Annotated in this window: 21 protein-coding genes; 14 read left to right on the forward strand and 7 right to left on the reverse strand. The window is 57.3% G+C overall.

What is annotated here, in order from left to right; translation table 11 throughout:
• Positions 1–12: 12 nt before the first annotated feature.
• Both CYB_RS06925 and CYB_RS06930 read right to left on the reverse strand, forming a co-directional pair.
• Positions 13–507 (reverse strand): DUF427 domain-containing protein, encoded by a 495-nt coding sequence (locus tag CYB_RS06925; RefSeq protein WP_011433071.1) that lies wholly within the window; start codon positions 505–507, stop codon positions 13–15.
• 19 nt (positions 508–526) lie between these two features.
• Entirely contained in the window at positions 527–1,234 is a 708-nt protein-coding gene (locus CYB_RS06930) for a Crp/Fnr family transcriptional regulator (RefSeq protein WP_011433072.1), read from the reverse strand.
• Between the two features lie 260 nt (positions 1,235–1,494).
• Here CYB_RS06930 and CYB_RS06935 point away from each other — a divergent pair, with 260 nt between their 5' ends.
• From CYB_RS06935 to CYB_RS15280, 14 genes are all read left to right on the forward strand, one after another.
• Positions 1,495–2,157 carry a sigma-70 family RNA polymerase sigma factor gene (locus CYB_RS06935; protein ID WP_011433073.1) on the forward strand — a complete coding sequence of 221 codons (663 nt, stop codon included), beginning with the start codon at positions 1,495–1,497 and terminating at the stop codon, positions 2,155–2,157.
• A 2-nt stretch (positions 2,158–2,159) separates the two neighbouring features.
• Positions 2,160–2,768: an anti-sigma factor family protein gene (locus tag CYB_RS14075; protein WP_187147222.1), complete on the forward strand. Its 609-nt coding sequence runs from the start codon at positions 2,160–2,162 to the stop codon at positions 2,766–2,768.
• Positions 2,769–2,803: 35 nt separating this feature from the next.
• Positions 2,804–3,433: a hypothetical protein gene (locus CYB_RS06945; protein ID WP_011433075.1), complete on the forward strand. Its 630-nt coding sequence runs from the start codon at positions 2,804–2,806 to the stop codon at positions 3,431–3,433.
• Between the two features lie 65 nt (positions 3,434–3,498).
• The gene (locus CYB_RS06950) at positions 3,499–3,813 is read left to right on the forward strand and encodes a DUF3181 family protein (RefSeq protein WP_011433076.1); all 315 of its coding nucleotides are present in this window, start codon (positions 3,499–3,501) and stop codon (positions 3,811–3,813) included.
• 45 nt (positions 3,814–3,858) lie between these two features.
• On the forward strand, positions 3,859–4,932 hold the full coding sequence (locus CYB_RS06955; protein ID WP_148202722.1) for an S-layer homology domain-containing protein: 1,074 nt from the start codon (positions 3,859–3,861) through the stop codon (positions 4,930–4,932).
• Between the two features lie 303 nt (positions 4,933–5,235).
• Entirely contained in the window at positions 5,236–5,805 is a 570-nt protein-coding gene (locus CYB_RS06960) for a photosystem I assembly protein Ycf4 (RefSeq protein ID WP_011433078.1), read from the forward strand.
• Positions 5,806–6,016: 211 nt separating this feature from the next.
• Positions 6,017–7,249, forward strand: coding sequence for an ABC transporter substrate-binding protein (locus CYB_RS06965; RefSeq protein WP_011433079.1), 1,233 nt, complete (start codon positions 6,017–6,019; stop codon positions 7,247–7,249).
• A gap of 209 nt (positions 7,250–7,458) precedes the next feature.
• The gene (phnD, locus tag CYB_RS06970) at positions 7,459–8,466 is read left to right on the forward strand and encodes a phosphate/phosphite/phosphonate ABC transporter substrate-binding protein (RefSeq protein WP_011433080.1); all 1,008 of its coding nucleotides are present in this window, start codon (positions 7,459–7,461) and stop codon (positions 8,464–8,466) included.
• Positions 8,467–8,935: 469 nt separating this feature from the next.
• Complete coding sequence (gene phnD, locus CYB_RS06975; protein ID WP_049749640.1) at positions 8,936–9,793, forward strand: phosphate/phosphite/phosphonate ABC transporter substrate-binding protein; 858 nt, start codon at positions 8,936–8,938, stop codon at positions 9,791–9,793.
• Between the two features lie 141 nt (positions 9,794–9,934).
• Entirely contained in the window at positions 9,935–10,744 is an 810-nt protein-coding gene (gene phnC / locus CYB_RS06980) for a phosphonate ABC transporter ATP-binding protein (RefSeq protein WP_011433082.1), read from the forward strand.
• 58 nt (positions 10,745–10,802) lie between these two features.
• Positions 10,803–11,612, forward strand: a complete 810-nt coding sequence (phnE, locus tag CYB_RS06985) for a phosphonate ABC transporter, permease protein PhnE (RefSeq protein ID WP_011433083.1) — start codon at positions 10,803–10,805, stop codon at positions 11,610–11,612.
• Positions 11,612–12,424, forward strand: coding sequence for a phosphonate ABC transporter, permease protein PhnE (gene phnE, locus CYB_RS06990; RefSeq protein WP_011433084.1), 813 nt, complete (start codon positions 11,612–11,614; stop codon positions 12,422–12,424). The genes phnE (CYB_RS06985) and phnE (CYB_RS06990) overlap by 1 nt, the downstream gene beginning before the upstream one ends.
• A 60-nt stretch (positions 12,425–12,484) precedes the next feature.
• Positions 12,485–12,940 (forward strand): alanyl-tRNA editing protein, encoded by a 456-nt coding sequence (locus tag CYB_RS15275; protein ID WP_202943693.1) that lies wholly within the window; start codon positions 12,485–12,487, stop codon positions 12,938–12,940.
• Positions 12,941–12,947: 7 nt separating this feature from the next.
• Positions 12,948–13,193, forward strand: a complete 246-nt coding sequence (locus CYB_RS15280; protein ID WP_202943694.1) for a hypothetical protein — start codon at positions 12,948–12,950, stop codon at positions 13,191–13,193.
• A gap of 11 nt (positions 13,194–13,204) precedes the next feature.
• Here the strand turns inward: CYB_RS15280 and CYB_RS07000 are convergent, their stop codons facing one another.
• The 5 genes from CYB_RS07000 to CYB_RS07020 all read right to left on the reverse strand — a co-directional run bounded on the left by CYB_RS07000 (position 13,205) and on the right by CYB_RS07020 (position 17,710).
• Positions 13,205–14,788: an NAD(P)H-quinone oxidoreductase subunit N gene (locus CYB_RS07000; RefSeq protein ID WP_011433085.1), complete on the reverse strand. Its 1,584-nt coding sequence runs from the start codon at positions 14,786–14,788 to the stop codon at positions 13,205–13,207.
• Positions 14,789–14,912: 124 nt separating this feature from the next.
• Positions 14,913–16,187: a gas vesicle protein GvpJ gene (gene gvpJ / locus CYB_RS07005; RefSeq protein ID WP_238376715.1), complete on the reverse strand. Its 1,275-nt coding sequence runs from the start codon at positions 16,185–16,187 to the stop codon at positions 14,913–14,915.
• A gap of 110 nt (positions 16,188–16,297) precedes the next feature.
• Positions 16,298–16,777 (reverse strand): peptidylprolyl isomerase, encoded by a 480-nt coding sequence (locus tag CYB_RS07010; protein WP_011433087.1) that lies wholly within the window; start codon positions 16,775–16,777, stop codon positions 16,298–16,300.
• A 221-nt stretch (positions 16,778–16,998) separates the two neighbouring features.
• On the reverse strand, positions 16,999–17,475 hold the full coding sequence (locus CYB_RS07015) for a phosphate-starvation-inducible PsiE family protein (protein WP_011433088.1): 477 nt from the start codon (positions 17,473–17,475) through the stop codon (positions 16,999–17,001).
• A gap of 49 nt (positions 17,476–17,524) precedes the next feature.
• Entirely contained in the window at positions 17,525–17,710 is a 186-nt protein-coding gene (locus tag CYB_RS07020) for a DUF2256 domain-containing protein (protein WP_041437321.1), read from the reverse strand.
• Between the last annotated feature and the right edge of the window lie 279 nt (positions 17,711–17,989).

Consider the following 17,989-nt stretch of genomic DNA (forward strand, 5'->3'; position numbering starts at 1 on the left):
GCTGCTCCGCCCCTACCAGTTCCAGCTACCCGGCTCTCCTTTGAAAGGGCCTACGACCTTTGAGGTGATCCAACCGCCGTAGAAATCTCCGGGTTGAGGCCGGACTCGTTCTCCACCTACCCGGCACTCCTGCACACGGCCTGGATAAAAGGCAAGGTAGTCGCGGATGGGCAAAAACGCCGGGCTGGGATCCGGATAGCTCCAGGCGGCATCTACGGCTGTTTGGGATCCGACCTGAACTGTCCAGTAGCAGGCAGCCCCTTTGAACTCACAGAAAGAGGTGCGAGAGCTGGGGCGGAGATACTGCAGTCGAACGTCGGTGGGGGGAATGTAGTAGGTGGGCGGGTGGCTGGTTTCCAGGACGCGGTAGCAACGGCGGCTTTGGGCAATGAGCTCGCCATTGAAGAGAACTTCCACCAGTTCTGTGGTGGGCTCCAGACGAGGTGGGCGCGGATAGTCCCAGACAGATTCTTGTCCTGGATGGGGAGAAATCGGTTGGGGAGACATGGGTCAATATCTTCAATATCTAAAGCAGACGGGTGGCCTCCAGCAGTTTGGCGTACTGGATCAGCAGCAAAGACTGTTGCTCCGGCAGCGGCTGAATAACCCCCTGCTGCTGCAGACGGCTCAGTACCGCCAGGGCTGTCTCCCGGCTAACTTGGCTGATATCGGCCAAATCCTGGGGGGGAGGGTAGACAATGCGCATCCCCTGGGGGGTCTTCTCGCCAAAAGCTTCCGCCAGTTGCACCAGCGTATGCACCACTCGCAGCGGGGGGCTCTGCTGGTCAAGATCCGCCTGCAAGTTGGCCAGGCGCAGGCGACGGGAGAGGCTGCAGGCCAGCTGGTAACACAGTTGCGGCTCCTGCAGCATCAGTGCTTTGAAGGTTGCCGCCGGGATCCCGGCCACCCGCAGCGGGGTTAGGGCCAGCACATCTCGCGAGCGGGGAGCTTCGTCCAGTACCGCCATTTCCCCCACCCAAGCGCCCGGCCCCAGCAAGGCAAGGGTTTTGGTGCTGTCTTGCGCCCGCAAAGCCCGCCGCACCTTAGCCCAGCCGGCGAGGATCAGATAAACTACGCTGCCCCAGGCATCTTGCATGAAGAGGGCCTGTCCCGCCGGGATATCCCGCAGCTTGACCTGGGATCCCAACCATTGCAAGGACGTCGCCGAAAGTTCGGCCAACATTGGCACCGCCTTGAGCTCGGAGAGAAGGGCAACAGGAGCATCGGAAGCCATGGCGGGTCGGACGTTTCACCATACCGCAAGCCCACTGTAGCCCAGTTACCAACTCAAGAGCTATCCTGCAATCCACCACCCCGCCATGTGCGCCAAGATCCAATGAGGAGGCGGTCTTGCCGGTACGGCCCTCAGAGCCTCTGGAGCTACCCTCGGTTTGAGGGTGGGGGGAACCCAAACTCTGCCATTTCGTCTGGGCAACAGAGGTTCTGTCTGGGAGGGGATCCCTCCGCTGTTGTTGTTAGAACTTATGGATGCCTATGGATGCTGCCCTCAGCGACATCAGTGGCCAGCGCTGGTCGGTCTTGGTGAAGAACGTGCCTGTGCGGCCCGAAAAGCTCGCTGATGTGGATCTGGTGCTGATCTGTCAGCAGGGATCCCAGCCCCATCGGGAGGCTTTTGCCGAGCTGATGCGTCGCCATCAGGCCCATGTGGACAAGGTGCTCTACCATCTTGCTCCCGACTGGCACGACCGGCATGATTTGGCCCAGGAAGTTTGGATCCGGGCCTACCGCCACCTGAAACGCCTACAGGAGCCGGCAAAATTTCGCAGCTGGCTGGGGCGGATCGCCACCAACCTGTTTTACGACGAGCTGCGCAAGCGCAAACGACAGCAGCAGCCCCTTTCTCTGGATGCGCCGATTCAGATGCGGGATAGCGAGATGGAATGGGAGCTGCCCAGCGAGAGCCCCAGTCCCCATGAGCACCTCGCCACCTGCGAGTTCTACGAGCGATTGCACCAAGCCGTCCGCGACTTGCCGCAGGCCTTTCGCCAGACAATCCTGCTGCGGGAAATTCAGGGGATGGCTTATGAGGAAATTGCCGAGATCACAGGGGTGTCTTTGGGCACTGTTAAGTCTCGCATTGCGCGCGCCCGCGCCCGCCTACAATCCACCCTAAAACCCTACCTTAATGGTGAATGACCATGGTTCGCGGCAACCCCAACCCCGACCCCAGGGATCCCCAGCAAGAGCTGCCGGTGGTGGATGAGCGTTTTGAACAGTTGAGCGCCTACTTGGATGGGGAATTGTCGTCTCAAGAGGCGCGGCAGGTGGAAGATTGGCTGGCCAGCGATCCTCAGGCGCGGCAACTGTACAGCCAACTGGCAGCTCTGCAGGCCGGTTTGGCCAATCTCAAGGCCCCAACCTTGAACTCCACCCAGACGGAGCTGTTGATTAGCCGTGTGTTCGCTGAGCTGGATCGGAGGCCGGTGCTCGACCTGGGCTGGCGGCAACGTAAGGGCACCCCTTGGGGACGGGTGGCAGCGGCTGTAGTGGCCTTGGCAGGGGCGGGCTGGGTGGGATGGCGTTGGTCTCATCCCCAGCCTTTGGTATCGCTGGAAGATCCGCCGGTGCGCGTGGCCATCGTGCCTGCCTCTGCTCGTGTTGCCCAACGCTATCTTTTCGAGGCGGGGCAAAAACAAGATGCCTACTCGATTTTGTTTGAGGCAATGCCCGACCGTGGATCTCGCTCCGCCAACGGGACCGGAGCCGTTCGCATCAACGGGACGGAGTCCTTGGTGGGCTGGGAATGACCTGAGCAGGCTTGAGAAAGACTGAGGAGCGCAGGGTGGAAAAAGCAGTTCGCTGGGCTTGTGGGCTAGGAGTCTGCCTTTGGCTATGCAGTCTGGGATCCCTGTCGGCCCAGGCAGATCCCAGCAGTAGCCATCTGGCAGCGCCGTTCGCGCCGGCGGGACGGAGTCCGAAGCAGTTGCACTCCTCTCCCAGTGGACAGGAGCCTGCCCCCCAGCCCACAAACCTGCCTTCACCCGGATCCCGTCTCACCCCTGCCCCCGATCAAAACCAATGGGCCCCTCCCAAGACGGAGCTATCGCCCTTTCCGGACTTCCCCCTTCTCAAGGAGTTGGATCCGCCCCCGCCAAGCTTGGCCGACCTGGGCATCCATTGGGATCGCTTGGCCCTGCTGCCGGATCCCGAGCTGGCAGAGGAAATGGATGTGGAGTTCAGCCGCCGTCTAGCCCGCCTAAACCGGCAAATTGCCAACCAACAAGAGCGCCTCTACCGCCTTTTGCAAACCTGGGACTCCGACGAGGCCGATATCCGCCAAATTCAGGCCCAACTGAGCCAGTTGCGGACAGAACGGGATCGCCTAGCTCTGGAACACCTGTTGATGCTGCGGCAGCTGCAAGAGAACTTCGCCCTACCTCTACCCGACCGCTCGGCTGCCAGCTCTCCCTGAGGAGTCCTTGGGTTCGGGTTATGATCTGAGGGAGGGGCAGACGCAACCCCCAACGGAGCTGAGGGATGGCCAAAGTGCCCAGTAACCCAGACATTGAGCAATTAGCTGCTGCCATTGGTAAAGAAGTTTACATCGATGTGGCCCGCTGGCATCTTTACCTGCGCGATGCCCACCTGCATACTCTTTTGGCGGAGCGACTGGCACCCCAGGTGATGGCAGGCAAGGTGGATGAGGACGCCGTCACAGAGATCTTGCAAGGGATCCCGGTGAAAGTGGGGGGTGGGCGCAAAGAATTGCCCCTGGCCGATCTCCTGCCGATGCAAAGCCTGCTTAACCTGCTGGACGTGCTGGAGGAGTTCAGCCGCAAATGGGCCCAATAGAGACCAATAGAGAAAGGTAGAGCGGTGCATCATCAGTCTAAACCTATGCGGCCTGGCCCCTGGCTCAAGCTCGGCAGCCTTATTCCGCTGCTCTGGCTGTTGTCGGCCTGTCAGGGAACCGAGTGGGGAGAACGGCTGGAGCGCGCTGTACGCCCAGTAGGTCTGCCCACAGCCCAACCTGAGCTGCCGGCATCTCCCTCGCCTCAACCTTTGCCGGGATCCATCCCACCCTCTATCTCGATCCCCACTGCTCCCACCCCTTCCTCACCCCTGCCCAGCCCGGACAGCAGCCGCTTTACAGACTTGGAGCCCGGATCTCTGGTGGCCCGTTCGGTGGGATACCTAGATCGGTTGGGAGTTTTTGCCGATATCTCCAGCAGCGAATTTCAGCCGCAGCGCAGCGTTCGTCGCGGAGAATTTGCCCGTTGGCTGGTGTTGGCCAACAACGCCATCCACGCCGATGAGCCCAGCCGGCAAATCCGCCTGGGATCCCCCTCGGAACGCCCCCTCTTTTTGGATGTGCCGGAAGAGGATCCCAACTTTCGCTACATTCAAGCCCTGGGAGCTGCCGGCATAATTGCCGGAGATGCCAATCGAGAGTTTCGCCCCAACAGCCTGCTGTCGCGGGCAGAGTTGATCCGCATGAAGGTGCCTCTGGACTTACCTCCCGGCCAGATCAAGGGATCCCGAGCGGAGCTGGAGGAGCGCTGGGGGTTCACCGATGCGGCGCAAATTCCTCCTGAAGCCATTCCTGCTCTAGTAGCCGATCGCAGCCTAGAGAATGCCTCCACCGTGCTGCGCACCTTTGGCCCCATCCGCACCTTCAACCCCTTCGAGCCGGTCAGCCGCGGGGAAGCTGCCATTGCCTTATCGGCTTTTGGGGAACGAACGGCCCAAGACGCCCTACCCCAGCCGCCAGCCCTGCCAGACCCAATCCCTGAGCCTCAGCCTTCTCCCCCTGCCGCAGAACCGCAACAAACGGCCTCTCCTGAGCCGGATCCCAACCCTGCCTCTCCCTCGAATGCCGTTGATGAGCCCTCTGCGCCGGCCCGCCCCCGTTCCTCGGAAGTTGCCCCAGGGGAGGGCAGGATCGTTACCCCACGCCAAACCCAACCCTGAGGTGAGAGGGATCCCATTGGCGTATGCTGTTGGGCTCTGTCAGCAGATAGAACGCCTCAGAACCCCAGCAGGGATCCCTGCTACGGCTCTTACAAGGAGCAAAAGGAGCCATAACAATAAAAACTATCCCTAACTCCCTTCAGGAGAGGGGCTGTACAGCGCAGAGGACTTCCGCCCCCATTCCCCAGGCGGCTCTAGCTCTTGCCAGTCCCCTGAGCGCCCCTCTGCTGGGGAAAACCCTTGCCGCCCATAGCCTATAGAATGGGGGAAGCCAGCCTTGGAAAACCTGCAGGGATCCCAACTGTGTCCGCCATTGTTCCTGAAATCCGTTCTGCGGATCTGCTGCGCTACACCGTGATTGGGTCGCGGCGGCCCAGCGTGTACTTTTGGGCGGTGGCGCTGACGGGGGGAGGGCTGGGCTTTACCTTGGCCGGCCTTTCCAGCTATCTCCACCGCAATTTGCTCCCCTTTTCCGATCCCGCCAGCCTGGTGTTTATTCCCCAGGGCATTGCCATGCTCTTTTACGGGGTGCTCGGATCCCTGGCGGGGCTATACCAGTGGCTGAGTTTGTATTGGAACTTGGGAGGCGGCTACAACGAGTTCGACCGGCGCACGCAAAAGATAACGCTGGTGCGCCAGGGCTTTCCGGGCAAAAACCGTGAAGTCCGCCTGGAGTATGACTTTGCCGATGTGCAAAGCTTACGGGTGGAGCTGAGAGAGGGGCTTAACCCCCGCCGAGCCATCTACTTGCGGGTGAAAGGACGTGGCGACATCCCCCTCACCGGAGTGGGCCAGCCTCCCCCCCTGACGGAGATCGAAAACCAGGCAGCCGAGATCGCCCGCTTTCTCAACGTCAGCCTAGAGGGCATTTGATTCCCTGCGGTGCCATTGCTTTGACCCCGCCCTGCTGGTCGCTTGAGCGAGACGGAATCCCATCCTTGGGCAACAGTGAAACCATTGAGGGGGATCCAGAACTGTGGAGTCGAATAGAGAGTTGTCGAGATTGTTTTCAATGTAGCGGGATCTCTTCGAGGAATGATCTACCCTTGATGCCAGCGCAGTTGTTGCCTGGGAGAAGCCTGTGATGGCCAACCTGAACCCCTTCATTCCCCTACAGGCCAAGAAGCTGGGGTCTATTCTGTTTCGCCTCTGGCTAACTCTTCTGCTCTTATTGGGCTTGGCCTTGCTCACGTTGCTGCTGACCCCCCATTCCGCTCATGCTGCCCGTGGGCCCCTGTATCGCTTGGGTCGTCCAGAAGGGGCGGTCTCGATTGTGGCTTGGGCAGGCTATATCGAACGGGGGGAAACGGATCCCGCCTATGACTGGGTGACCGGCTTTGAGAAAGAAACCGGCTGCCAAGTCAGCGTTAAGGTGGCGGCAACCTCCGATGAGATGGTAGCCCTGATGAATGAGGGCGGCTTTGATCTGGTGACGGCCTCCGGCGATGCCACCCTACGCCTGATCAAAGGGGAACGGGTACAGCAGATTAACCCCCGCCTGATCCCCAGTTGGGAGACCATCGACCCGCGCCTGCGGGATGCTCCCTGGCATACCGTGGATGGCAAGCATTACGGCGTGCCCTATCAATGGGGATCCAACGTGTTGATGTACAACACAAAGGTTTTCCCGGAACCCCCCACCAGTTGGGATGTGGTGTTTGAAGAAAAAATCCTGCCAGACGGCAAATCCAACAAGGGCCGCATCCAAGCCTACGATGGCTCCATCTACATTGCCGATGCCGCCCTCTACCTGAAGGCCCACCGCCCAGAATTGGGCATCACGGATCCCTACGAGCTGACCCGCGAACAGTTCAATGCTGCTCTAGCTCTATTGCGACAGCAGCGGCAACTGGTTGGACGCTACTGGCACGATGCGGCGGTGCAGGTGGATGACTTTGTCAACGAAGGGGTAGTGGCCTCCAGCTCTTGGCCCTTCCAGGTCAATCTGTTGCGATCCGAAGGTCAACCTGTCGCCAGTGTGATACCGGAAGAGGGAGCCACCGGCTGGGCAGATACAACCATGCTCAGCGCCACTGTCAAACACCCCAACTGTGCCTACCTGTGGATGGAACATTCTCTGAACCCGGAGGTGCAGGGGGATCTGGCGGCTTGGTTTGGCTCGGTGCCGGTGGTGCCCGCCGCTTGTCAGGCCAGCGAGCTGCTGGGGCCAGAGGGATGCAAGACCAATGGCATCGACAATTTTGAGCGCATCTTCTTCTGGAAAACTCCTGTGGCCGATTGTGGCGATGGACGTATGGATTGCGTGCCCTACTACGAATGGGTGACCAACTACATCGCTGTGATTGGCGGGCGCTAATGGAGCAATCTTAACGAGATCCTAGACTCTTCTTAAAAATTTATTAACTGTAATATGACATAAACACAAAAAATGAATGAACCATCTCAATGAATTTGAGATGGTTTTTGCTTTTCAGGCAAGACTTCTAGGGCCTAGAGGAGGAATTTTTACCTCTTCTGGGTTCGTCAGATGCTCTTGTTGATTGCCATAGTTGGGAGCTTTTATTCATGATGACACTATCTTCTTTTGGAACTCGGATCCCGTTGGGAAAGCTGGTGATGGGAGCTGGATTGGCGGGAGCTGTCACCTTGGGGTTGGGCAGCAGCCTTTCTCAGGCTCGTCTAGACTGTCCCCGCCCTCCTCAAATGGATGCCCGCTACTGTGATCGGGTGGGGGATCTGGTTGCCGATTTGCCGGAGGATCCCTCGGAGTGGGTAGATCCGGAAGTGCTGTTGGTGTCTTATACCTCCTCAGAAGAGCCAGCTGTCTATGCCAATACCTGGGCTGAATTCACCGCTCACTTAGAGGAAGTCACCGGTAGACGGGTGCAATTTGTCCCTGCCGATTCTCAGGCTGCTCAGTACGAGGCAATGCGCGCTGGACGTCTACACATTATGGGTACCTGCACAGGCTGTACTCCTGTAGCCGTGAATGTTGCCGGCTTTGTGCCCTTTGCCATTTTCCAACAAGAAGATGGATCCATCGGCTACGAGATGGAAGTGATCACTCATGTGAATAGCGATATTCAAGCCCTCGATGATATTGCCGGTCGTCGTGTAGCTTTTACCCATCCTTCCTCCAACTCCGGTTATATCAGTGCTCGCATTTTGATCAAACAAGAGACAGGCTTGGATGATGAGGCAGGAGACTACATCGCCGAGTTTTCTGGCAGCCACCAAAACTCCATTTTGGGTGTGTTCAACGAAGACTACGATGCCGCCCCCATTGCCAACGATGTGCTTAATCGCATGTGCCTCAACGAGCAAGTGGATTGTAGCCAGTTCCGCAGCCTCTACAAATCGGAGACCTTCCCCAGCGGCTCTTTCGGCCATGCCCACAATCTCCACCCTGAGCTGGCAGAAAGGATCCGAGAAGCCTTCTTTACTTTTGAGTTTGAGGGCACAGCCATGCGACAAGCTTTTGACCGGGTAGCTTTTGCACCGATTACTTATCAAGAAAACTGGGAGATCATCCGTCGCATTCAGGAAGAAGAGGGCGTGGAATATACGCTTTAGGCAGTCCTCAGGGATCCCCTGCCCAGAGAGGATCCCTGATTTACATAGTTCTGAATCTAGAGCTGAATCTAGAGAAATCGCACTGGCTGGTTCCGTCCATACCCCATCTCGACGAGTATGTGATAACCCACTCTTAACTTCCTATTAAACCTGTCTTAACTCTACAGGGGTCAAACAGCGCTACTATATTATTGAGTTTCGTTAGGCGACGTGAGTTTTGCAGATCTTCTTTGGGTTCTGTAGCTTATGAATTCACATCAAGTCTCTTGATTAGCTGGATCTTCTCGCCCACTTTTGTGTTTTTTAGCTGATAACGGTTTGCTTCATCTTGCATTCGGGGGTTTTTGCAATGTTGGCGTTTTGCTCTGTGGCTCGTCTGTTATCCAAAAGCCTTGCCCTGGCTGGTTTGGTTGCTGTGCTAGTGGGTTATCAATCTGCTCAAGCTCAATCTTGCCCTCGTCCGGCAGGCATGGATGAGCGCTATTGTGATGCCGATGGGGATCTGGTGGCGGATACTCCGACGGATCCCGCTCAAATTGTCAATCCTGACACTTTGCTCATCTCCTACACTTCTTCCGAGGATCCCGCCGTTTATTCAGAAACCTGGCAGGAATTTACCGACTACCTCAAGCAAGTGACCGGTAAAGATGTGCAATTTGTGCCAGTTGATTCCGAGGCCGCCCAAACCGAGGCAATGCGGGCCGGACGTTTACACATCATGGGCACCTGCACCGGCTGTACCCCCCGCGCTGTGAACCAAGCAGGCTTTGTGCCTTTCGCCGTTTTTGCCAAGGAAGATGGTAGCTTTGGCTACGAAATGGAAGTGATCACTCGCATCGATAGTGGCTTGGAAAAACTAGAAGACATCAAAGGCCGCCGCATTGCTTTCACCCAGCCCTCCTCCAATTCCGGCTACATCAGCGCCCGTATTTTGATCGAGGCGGAAACTGGCTTTAAGGACGGTGTGGACTACGAAGCCACTTTCTCTGGGGGGCACGAAAACTCCATTTTGGGTGTGTTCAACGGAGACTACGATGCGGCCCCCATTGCCAACGATGTGCTCAACCGCATGTGCATCGCCGGACAAGTGCAGTGCGATCAGTTTCGTACCCTCTACAAATCGGCTACTTTCCCCAGCGGCCCATTTGGCTATGCTCACAATTTGGATCCACAGCTGCAGGAGAAAATCCGCGAGGCCTTCTATACCTTTGACTTTGCAGGCACTAAGTTGGCAAAAGCCTTTGACCGAGCTTCCTTTGCTCCCATCACCTACAAGAAAGATTGGGAAGTGATCCGGCTGATTCAAGAAAATGCCCCTCCCCAATAGGTGGGCTGAACAGAATCGGGATCCCTTGTTCAGGGCAAGCCATAGGGGATCCCTTCTGATTTCAAAATTCTCTCAAGATTGCAAACATCTGGTTCTAGAAGGCCCGCAATTGCAAATGTCCACTTCAAGTAGGTTATCAAGATGCTACGTATCGACTCCCTCAGCAAACGTTACCCCACAGGCGATATGGCCCTGAAAGGGGTGACCTTAGAAGTTCCCGATGGGCAGGTGATGGCCTTGATTGGTCCTTCGGGTGCTGGGAAAAGTACGCTGCTCCGTTGCATCAACCGCTTGGTGGAGCCGACCAGTGGCAGCATTTGGCTCAATGGAATCGACCTCACTCGCTTGAACACCCGGGAGTTGCGGCAAGCACGACGCAAAATCGGCATGATCTTTCAGGAATATGCCCTCGTGGAGCGCCTGACCGTGATGGAAAATGTTCTTTCGGGTCAGTTGGGCTACGTCAATTTTTGGCAAAGCTGGTTCCGCAAGTTTCCCCAAGCCACCATCGACGAAGCCTTCCGCTTACTGGATCGAGTGGGATTGTCGGACTTTCCCGATAAGCGGGCAGATGCTTTGTCTGGGGGGCAACGGCAACGGGTGGGAATCGCCCGGGCTCTCCTGCAAAACCCAGAGCTGCTATTGGTGGATGAACCGACCGCCAGTTTGGACCCGAAAACCTCCCGCCAAATTATGCGCCTGATCAACGAGCTGGCTTCAGAGCGGGGCCTATCGGTGATCATCAACATTCACGATGTGCCTCTAGCGCAAATGTTTGCCCAGCGGATCGTCGGTTTGCGGTTTGGGGAAGTGGTGTATGATGGCCCCCCCAATCGCCTCACCCCCAGCGTCTTAAACGAAATCTACGGCGAAGAAGATTGGAATGCTTCTGGCCCAGCCCAAGACTCCGAAGAAAACGAAGCCGTCTCGGCTGGAGTAGCCACCCACTAAGGGATCCCTTGCAGAAGTCAGTAGAAGTCAATAGAAGTCAGTAGTGCGGAGCACACCCATGGCACAGGCAACGACACTGAGCGGGCGCCAATGGTCGCCACCACCTTTGATTAAAAATCCTTGGGTTCGCTGGGGACTGATTCTTGGGGCGGTCATTTACCTGATCTTTGCGCTTTCTACTCTCAATTTCGATCCAGCCCGGGTAGCCCGCGGTATGCAGCGTAGTGGCCGTCTCTTGTTGGCCTTTTTGCATCCCGATTTCACCACCCGCGGCAACTTGATTGTCACCGGGATGCTGGAAAGTGTGACCATGGCCGCCATTTCCACCGTGGCAGGATTTATTGTCGCGGTTCCGGTGGGGTTTGGGGCCGCACGCAACTTGGTGCCAATGCCGGTCTACCTGGTTTGTCGTGGCCTGATTGCCCTGTCGCGCACCTTCCAAGAGGTGATCATCGCCATTTTGTTTGTGGTCATGTTTGGCTTTGGGCCTTTTGCTGGAGTGCTCACCCTCACCTTTGGGAGTTTGGGTTTTTTCAGCAAGCTTTTGGCAGAAGACATCGAAGAAATTGATGCAGTACAGGTGGAGGCGATTCGCTCCACGGGGGCTTCTTGGCTCCAAATGGTCAGCTACGCGGTGGTGCCGCAGGTGTTGCCCCGCATGATCGGCTTGACTCTGTATCGTTTCGACATCAACATTCGGGAGGCGGCCATTCTGGGGATTGTCGGTGCCGGTGGGATTGGCTCTACCCTGAACACCTCCTTACGTCGCTACGACTATGACACGGCCTCTGCCATCATCCTTGTGATTATCGCTCTGGTGATGGTGGTGGAATTGAGTTCTGGTTGGATTCGCAAGAGGGTGCAATAATGCCTGTTCTGGAAAGCAGTGGGATCAAGACCTGGCAGTGGCGCAATCAAAAGCAAACTTTGCTTGAGTATGCCTTCTGGTTGGCTCTGCTGTTACTGATGTTTGCCTGCGCTAAGTTCATTGCAGACCGTACCACCTGGGGCTTTGTGCTGGATGCACCGCGCCAGGGAAGAGAAATGCTCTCGCGGGGGGTACCGCCCCGTTGGGACTACATGTCACAGCTTTGGCGCCCCCTTTGGGATACCCTCACCATTGCCACATTGGGTACGGCCCTTTCCTTTGTGATTTCGGTGCCGGTGGCCTTTTTGGCAGCCCGCAACACCACTCCCAATTTGCTGGTGCGCTACATCGCCCTGTTCATCATCGTCGGCACCCGTTCGGTTAACTCCCTGATTTGGGCTTTGATCCTGGTGGTTGTTCTTGGGCCAGGGGTCTTGTCCGGAACCTTAGCCATTGCCCTACGCTCTGTCGGATTTATGGGCAAGCTGATCTATGAAGGCATCGAAGAGATTAACGAAGAACCAGTAGAAGCGATCCGTTCCACGGGGGCTAGCGGTGCCCAGGTACTGAGCTATGCCATTTGGCCGCAGGTGATCACCAACATCCTCGGGGTAACAATTTACCGTTGGGATATCAATTTGCGAGAGTCTACGGTGGTTGGATTGGTCGGTGCCGGTGGAATTGGCCTACAGCTAGATGCTTCCATCAACACCCTGCGCTGGAATCAGGTGAGCATGATCCTGCTTGTGATCTTCGTTTCTGTGTTCATCAGCGAGTGGATCTCCGCCAAGGCCCGGCAAGCCCTGACTTAGCCCAGGGATCCGGATAGGCTACGGTGAAGGGCAGTTTGCAACAGCACAACTGTATGACTCATGACGGAAGAACTGTTTCGGGCGGAGGCCTATCTCACCACCTGCCAGGCTCGGGTAATTGCCCTTGTGGATAACGGGATCCAGTTGGATCGGACGGTATTCTATCCCACCGGCGGTGGACAACCCGGCGATACGGGATTCCTGATTACATCGGACGGTCGTGTCATCCCGATTGTCGATACCCAAAAGGGGGAAACGGGCATCCTCCACATCCCGGCAGAGGGATCCCCACCCCTCAGTCTGGGGGAGTCAGTCAGCGCCAGCATCGACTGGGAACGTCGCTATCGGCACATGCGCATGCATACGGCTCTACACCTGCTCTGTGCAGTGGTAGAAGGTGGCGTTACGGGGGGTCAGGTGGGTGAAAGCAAAAGCCGATTGGACTTTAACATCCCTGGAGAAAAACCCGACAAAGAAACCCTGACGGGTGCGTCTCAATGCTTTGGTACAAGGTAACCACGCCGTGAACCCCCGCTGGGTTAGCGATGAAGAACTAAAAGCCAATCCCAGCCTGGTGCGCACCATGTCGGTCAAGCCCCCCACCGGACAGGGGCAAGTGCGCTTGCTGGAAATTGAGAATGTGGACTTGCAACCCTGCGGCGGCACTCATGTACGGGCGACAGGAGAAATTGGCAAGTTGGTGGTGAGCAAGATCGAAAGCAAAGGCAAGCAAAACCGACGCATTGTGGTCAGCTTGGTGGATCCCTGAAAAACTACAGACTACCCTTGGCTGGGCTGAGTCAATGAACCCAAAGATCCATCGACTGCCACCTGAAGACTCGCCGACTCTGGAATGGGCGCTTGTGCTGTCGGGAACCCTAAGAACGGGCTTTGCTCCACCGCCTGGATGGACAAGGTAAACAAGGGGTTGGAGAGAATCCCGGCAAAGATGGTGGCCACCAGAGTCAACACCATACCGACCCGCAGAGCAGGCATACCTTCTGCCTGCCAGTTGGTCTCGGGGTAATTTTGCACCGAAACCGACATCTCTTGCGGCTCTTTCACCACAATCGTTTTCACCACCCGCACGTAGTAGTAAATGGAGATAACACTGGTGACCAACCCCACCAACACCAGGGTATAGGCCCCCGCCTGCCAACCGGCCCAGAACAGGTACAACTTGCCGAAGAAGCCCGCCAGAGGCGGCAACCCACCCAACGAAAGCAAACAAATGCTCAAGCACAGGGTGAGGAAGGGATCCTTCTGGTAAAGGCCGCTGTACTCGTTAATTTCGTCGGTACCGGTTTTCAGGCTGAACAGGGTAATGCACAAGAAGGCCCCCAGGTTCATGACCAGGTAGACCAGCAGATAGAAGATCAAGCTGGCGTAGCCTGCTTCTGTGCCCACCACCAGACCAATCATGACGAAGCCCGCTTGCCCAATCGAGGAATAGGCCAGTAGCCGTTTGAGGCGGGTTTGGGCAATGGCCACCACATTCCCCAGCACCATGGTCAAAATGGCCAGCACCGAGAGCACCGCCCGCCACTCTTCCGTCATGGCCGGAAACACGGTGGCCAGAAAGCGCACCGCCAAGGCAAAGCCTGCCGCTTTGGATCCCACCGACAAAAAGGCCACCACCGGCGTTGGGGATCCCTCGTAGACATCAGGAGTCCACTGGTGAAAGGGCACTGCCGCCAACTTAAACCCGATACCACCAATGCAGAGGACCAAAGCGATGATCCCTGCTAAGCCGGCATCCCCCATAGAGGAGGCAATGGCTTCCAGCTTCGTTTGCCCACCCGAAAGGCCGTAGAGCAGCGACATACCGTAGAGAAAAATGGCCGTGCTGCTGGCCCCGATCAAGAGATATTTCAGGGCTGCCTCCGAAGAACGCGGATCCCGCTTGGTATAGCCGGCCATCAGGTAGCTGGCGATGCCCAGGGTTTCCAGAGATACAAACACTAGGATCAAGTCCGTCGCCCCGGAGAGGAACATGCCCCCCAAGGTGGCCGTGAGCAGCAACACATAAAACTCGCCTGTGGGGGCTCCCGACTGGGCGATGTAGCGTTCTGCCATCATCACCGTCAGCACCGCCGTCCCCACCACCAGGCCACGGAAGAGAATGCTGACGGGATCCGCCGCAAAGCTGCCCAAGAAGCTCTCCAACTGGGGCTGCTGCCACTGCAACACCAAGGTCACCAAGGCCCCGATCAAGCCAAAGATGGAGAGGGCTGGAAGACTTTTGCGCGCCGCCGAACCACCGACCAAATCCACCACCAAGACGAGCAAGAGGGTGAGGGTAACCACCACTTCTGGCCAAATGGCACCGGCATACAGGTTTCCGGTTGGGGCAAAGACATCCATAGGAGAAGACTATGAAGAGAGATTAAGGGGATCCACAGCCAGCATACCGCGATTTCTGGTCTCTCTCCCCGCTTCAGGCATCTCTTCTCCCAATCGTCTCCATCAGCGCTCTCAATCTACAGGCTCAGTAGAGCTTGGCGCTGGAGGTAAGCACCAACTTCAGGCGGGCGTGGATCAGATCCAAGTCCGCCAGCCCCAGGTCGATCTCCCCATCGATGACGATGCCGGTGTGGATCAGCCGATCCAACAGTTCCAGCACGGATCCCTCGCGGTGGGGTTGTCCGGGGTAGTAGTCCCCCTGGCGGGGCAGGAGGGTGCCCAGATCTCCGAGCTCCAGGTTCAAATCCGCTGGGTCGATCTCCAACAGGCTGCAGATTTGTCGAATTTGCTCCCGCAAGGCTTGTAGGCTGCTGCCGGCCCGCTCAATCTGCTCTGCAGAAAGGCGCTCAGCCTCCATTTGCCGCACCACCTGCGCCTCCATCAACTGCCGCAACAGCTCCACCAAGGTCAGCACCAGAGAGGCCAAACCAGCTTCCGGGCGTTTCCGGCCAGGGGTGGGCCGAGTCTGGCTCAAGTCTTCCCAGCTGGCGGGACTGATAGAAAAGCGCGGCGGGGGAGGAGAAGCAATCCAACGGTCAAAGGGCTGACAAAGCTGTTCCAGGCTGAGCAAATGGAGACGGGGATCCCGAGCGGCCTCTTCCCTTTCCTCTGGTAGGTTGTAGCCCCAGTCGGCCAAAAACAAGAGAACCTGCTCCAGCTCCGGCACCCTCTGCACCTGGCGCAGCGTTTGCAGGCGATCCTCCACAAACCACAGCTCCTCAGCCGGCAGTTGGGCGGCAGCCAGTAGCCGCTGTAAAGTGGTGGCCTTGGGGGCGCGCACTTCCTTGCCCAGAATGCGGTGGCGCGGCAGTTGGATCCCTGCTCGGCCCAAGAGCTGCTGGATGAACCGTCCCTCTTTGGTGCTGAGGATGGCCAAGCGCGGCTCCCCGGCAGCCTGAAGCTGGCGCATCCAGGCCGCCACCCCCGGATAAAACCGGTGCAGCCCCAGCCACCCCTGCAGATCCTCTGCAATCCAGCGATCCCGCACCCGATCCAACGCTTGGATTAGAGAGAGGGCAGGGATCCCTGACTGCTGCAACAACCGCTGCCGCCAGCTGGGCCAGTCTTGGCGCAAGTCTTCCTCCCGGATCCCTTCCTGTAGCCCCCACAACAACAGAGGCATCTCCCAGCCGGTCTCAATCAGCGGGCGCAGACGGTCAAAAGCAGGACGCAGCGGCTCTAGCTGAGCAGGAGCCAAGCCCCACACCTGAGCACAAACGCGGCAGGAAGAGGCAAAATACTCCGCCCGCCCATCGCAGAGCACACCATCAAAATCCAGAACCAGAATGCGGGGGGACATTCGCCGGGGCCTAGCGAACTCCATACCTGAGTCCCCCTGAGGGCAAGTTGCAAAAATGGGGCCAGAGGCCAAGTTAATTTAACCAAACTGTTCCACCGGAGTGGCCCAACCTAATTGGATTCCGAGATACGAACGGACTGGATCTCCACTGGATTCAGCGGGCGATCCTGGGGGCCCGTGGGAGCCGTTGCAATTTTATCCAACACATCCTCTCCCTCGATCAATTGCCCGAAGATCGTGTAGTTGGGCGGCAGCGGGTAGTCGGCATGCATGATGAAGAACTGGCTGCCGTTGGTGTTGGGGCCGGCGTTGGCCATCGCCAAAGTGCCACGGCTGTAGGGACGTTGCACCGGCTCATCGGGAAAGCGGTACCCCGGCCCACCCCGCCCTGTACCCGTGGGATCCCCACCTTGGATCATGAAGCCCCGAATCACGCGGTGAAAGATGACACCATCGTAGAAGTGGTCGTTGGCCAAAAAGACGAAATTGTTGACGGCGAGGGGAGCTTCTTGCGGGAACAGCTCCAGAACCATTGTGCCGGCGGTGGTCTCCATCGTGGCCGTGTAGGACTTGGCCGGGTCGATCACCATCGGGGGGGGATTGTTGTAGGTTTTCACGGGTTTGCCCAAGTGTTGTGCCAGGAGCAAATCGCGAGAAGAATGCGGGCGGGCCAAGACAGGGAGAGCACTCAGCCCCACCCAAAGCACCACCATCAGCACAGCTAACTTCACCAGGCTGGCCAACTTAGATCGCGCACGCACAATTCTTGCAGGAAAGCTCCATCCCCATCGTACCAGGATTCTGTCCTAGCCTAATTTTCCCCGGACTTGGATGGAGGCTTGGCTCGCCGCACCAGCCAATAACTCACCGAGAGGGCCAACGTCGCTGCCCCCAAGCCAATGAGCTCCAACCCCCCCAGCTTCTCGAAATCAAAAATGATGATCTTGCGGGCCACCGCAATCAAAGAGGTGACGATCACCAGCTCCACCTGCACCACCTGCTTTTGCAAGTAGGCGGTAATGTTCTCCAGAATTTCCAGCGCAATCAGAATATTTAAAAAGAGGCCGAAGATCTCGATCAAAGTGGTGGAGAAAAACCCAGTTGGCTCCATCAACAAATCTGCCACCAAGAACCGGGCCAAGTCCACCACTGCTACTACGATTAGCCCGATCATCAAAATTGAAAGCAGCTTCGAGATCAGGCTTTCCAGGCGGGTGATGGCCCGCAAAAAGGGATCCTCCTCTTCTGTCTCGTGGGGATTGTGCAACAGCCACTTGAGAAACCGCATCGCCAACCCCGACAGATCCAAACCCTTATGTCCTGATCCTGAGACAACATTATCCGTCCCAACCGTCTTGCCGGGAAGCAGGCAGGGATCCCTTGGGGCGATGATTGCGACACCGCTCAGAACAGTATTTCACCTCCGACCAACAGTCGGCCCACTTTTTGCGCCAGGTGAAGGGTCGCTGACAGGTGAGACAAATTTTGCTGGGCAAATCCGATTTCTTCCGTTGGCGTGGCATGGTGCACTGCAAAACAAGGTCAACTCTGTAGTCAGTTTAACAATCCTACCGGATGCTGACCGTTACCATCACGGGGGTGCTTGGCCTGCGCCCCACCTTAGCAAAAGCTAAATTCTGAACCTTCTGAGAAGAGAAACCGAGTAGCCTCTTGAAATCCGGCGAGATCTCTGCCCTGTGTCTGCAGGGATCCCTGAAGGAAGTTGGGTTTGCTGAAAGGTTAGCCGCCTCCATCCTGTACTGAGTAAAGTTCTTAACACTCGCTTGTGAACTTGAGCTTGA

Source organism: Synechococcus sp. JA-2-3B'a(2-13), assembly GCF_000013225.1.
GTDB lineage: Bacteria > Cyanobacteriota > Cyanobacteriia > Thermostichales > Thermostichaceae > Thermostichus.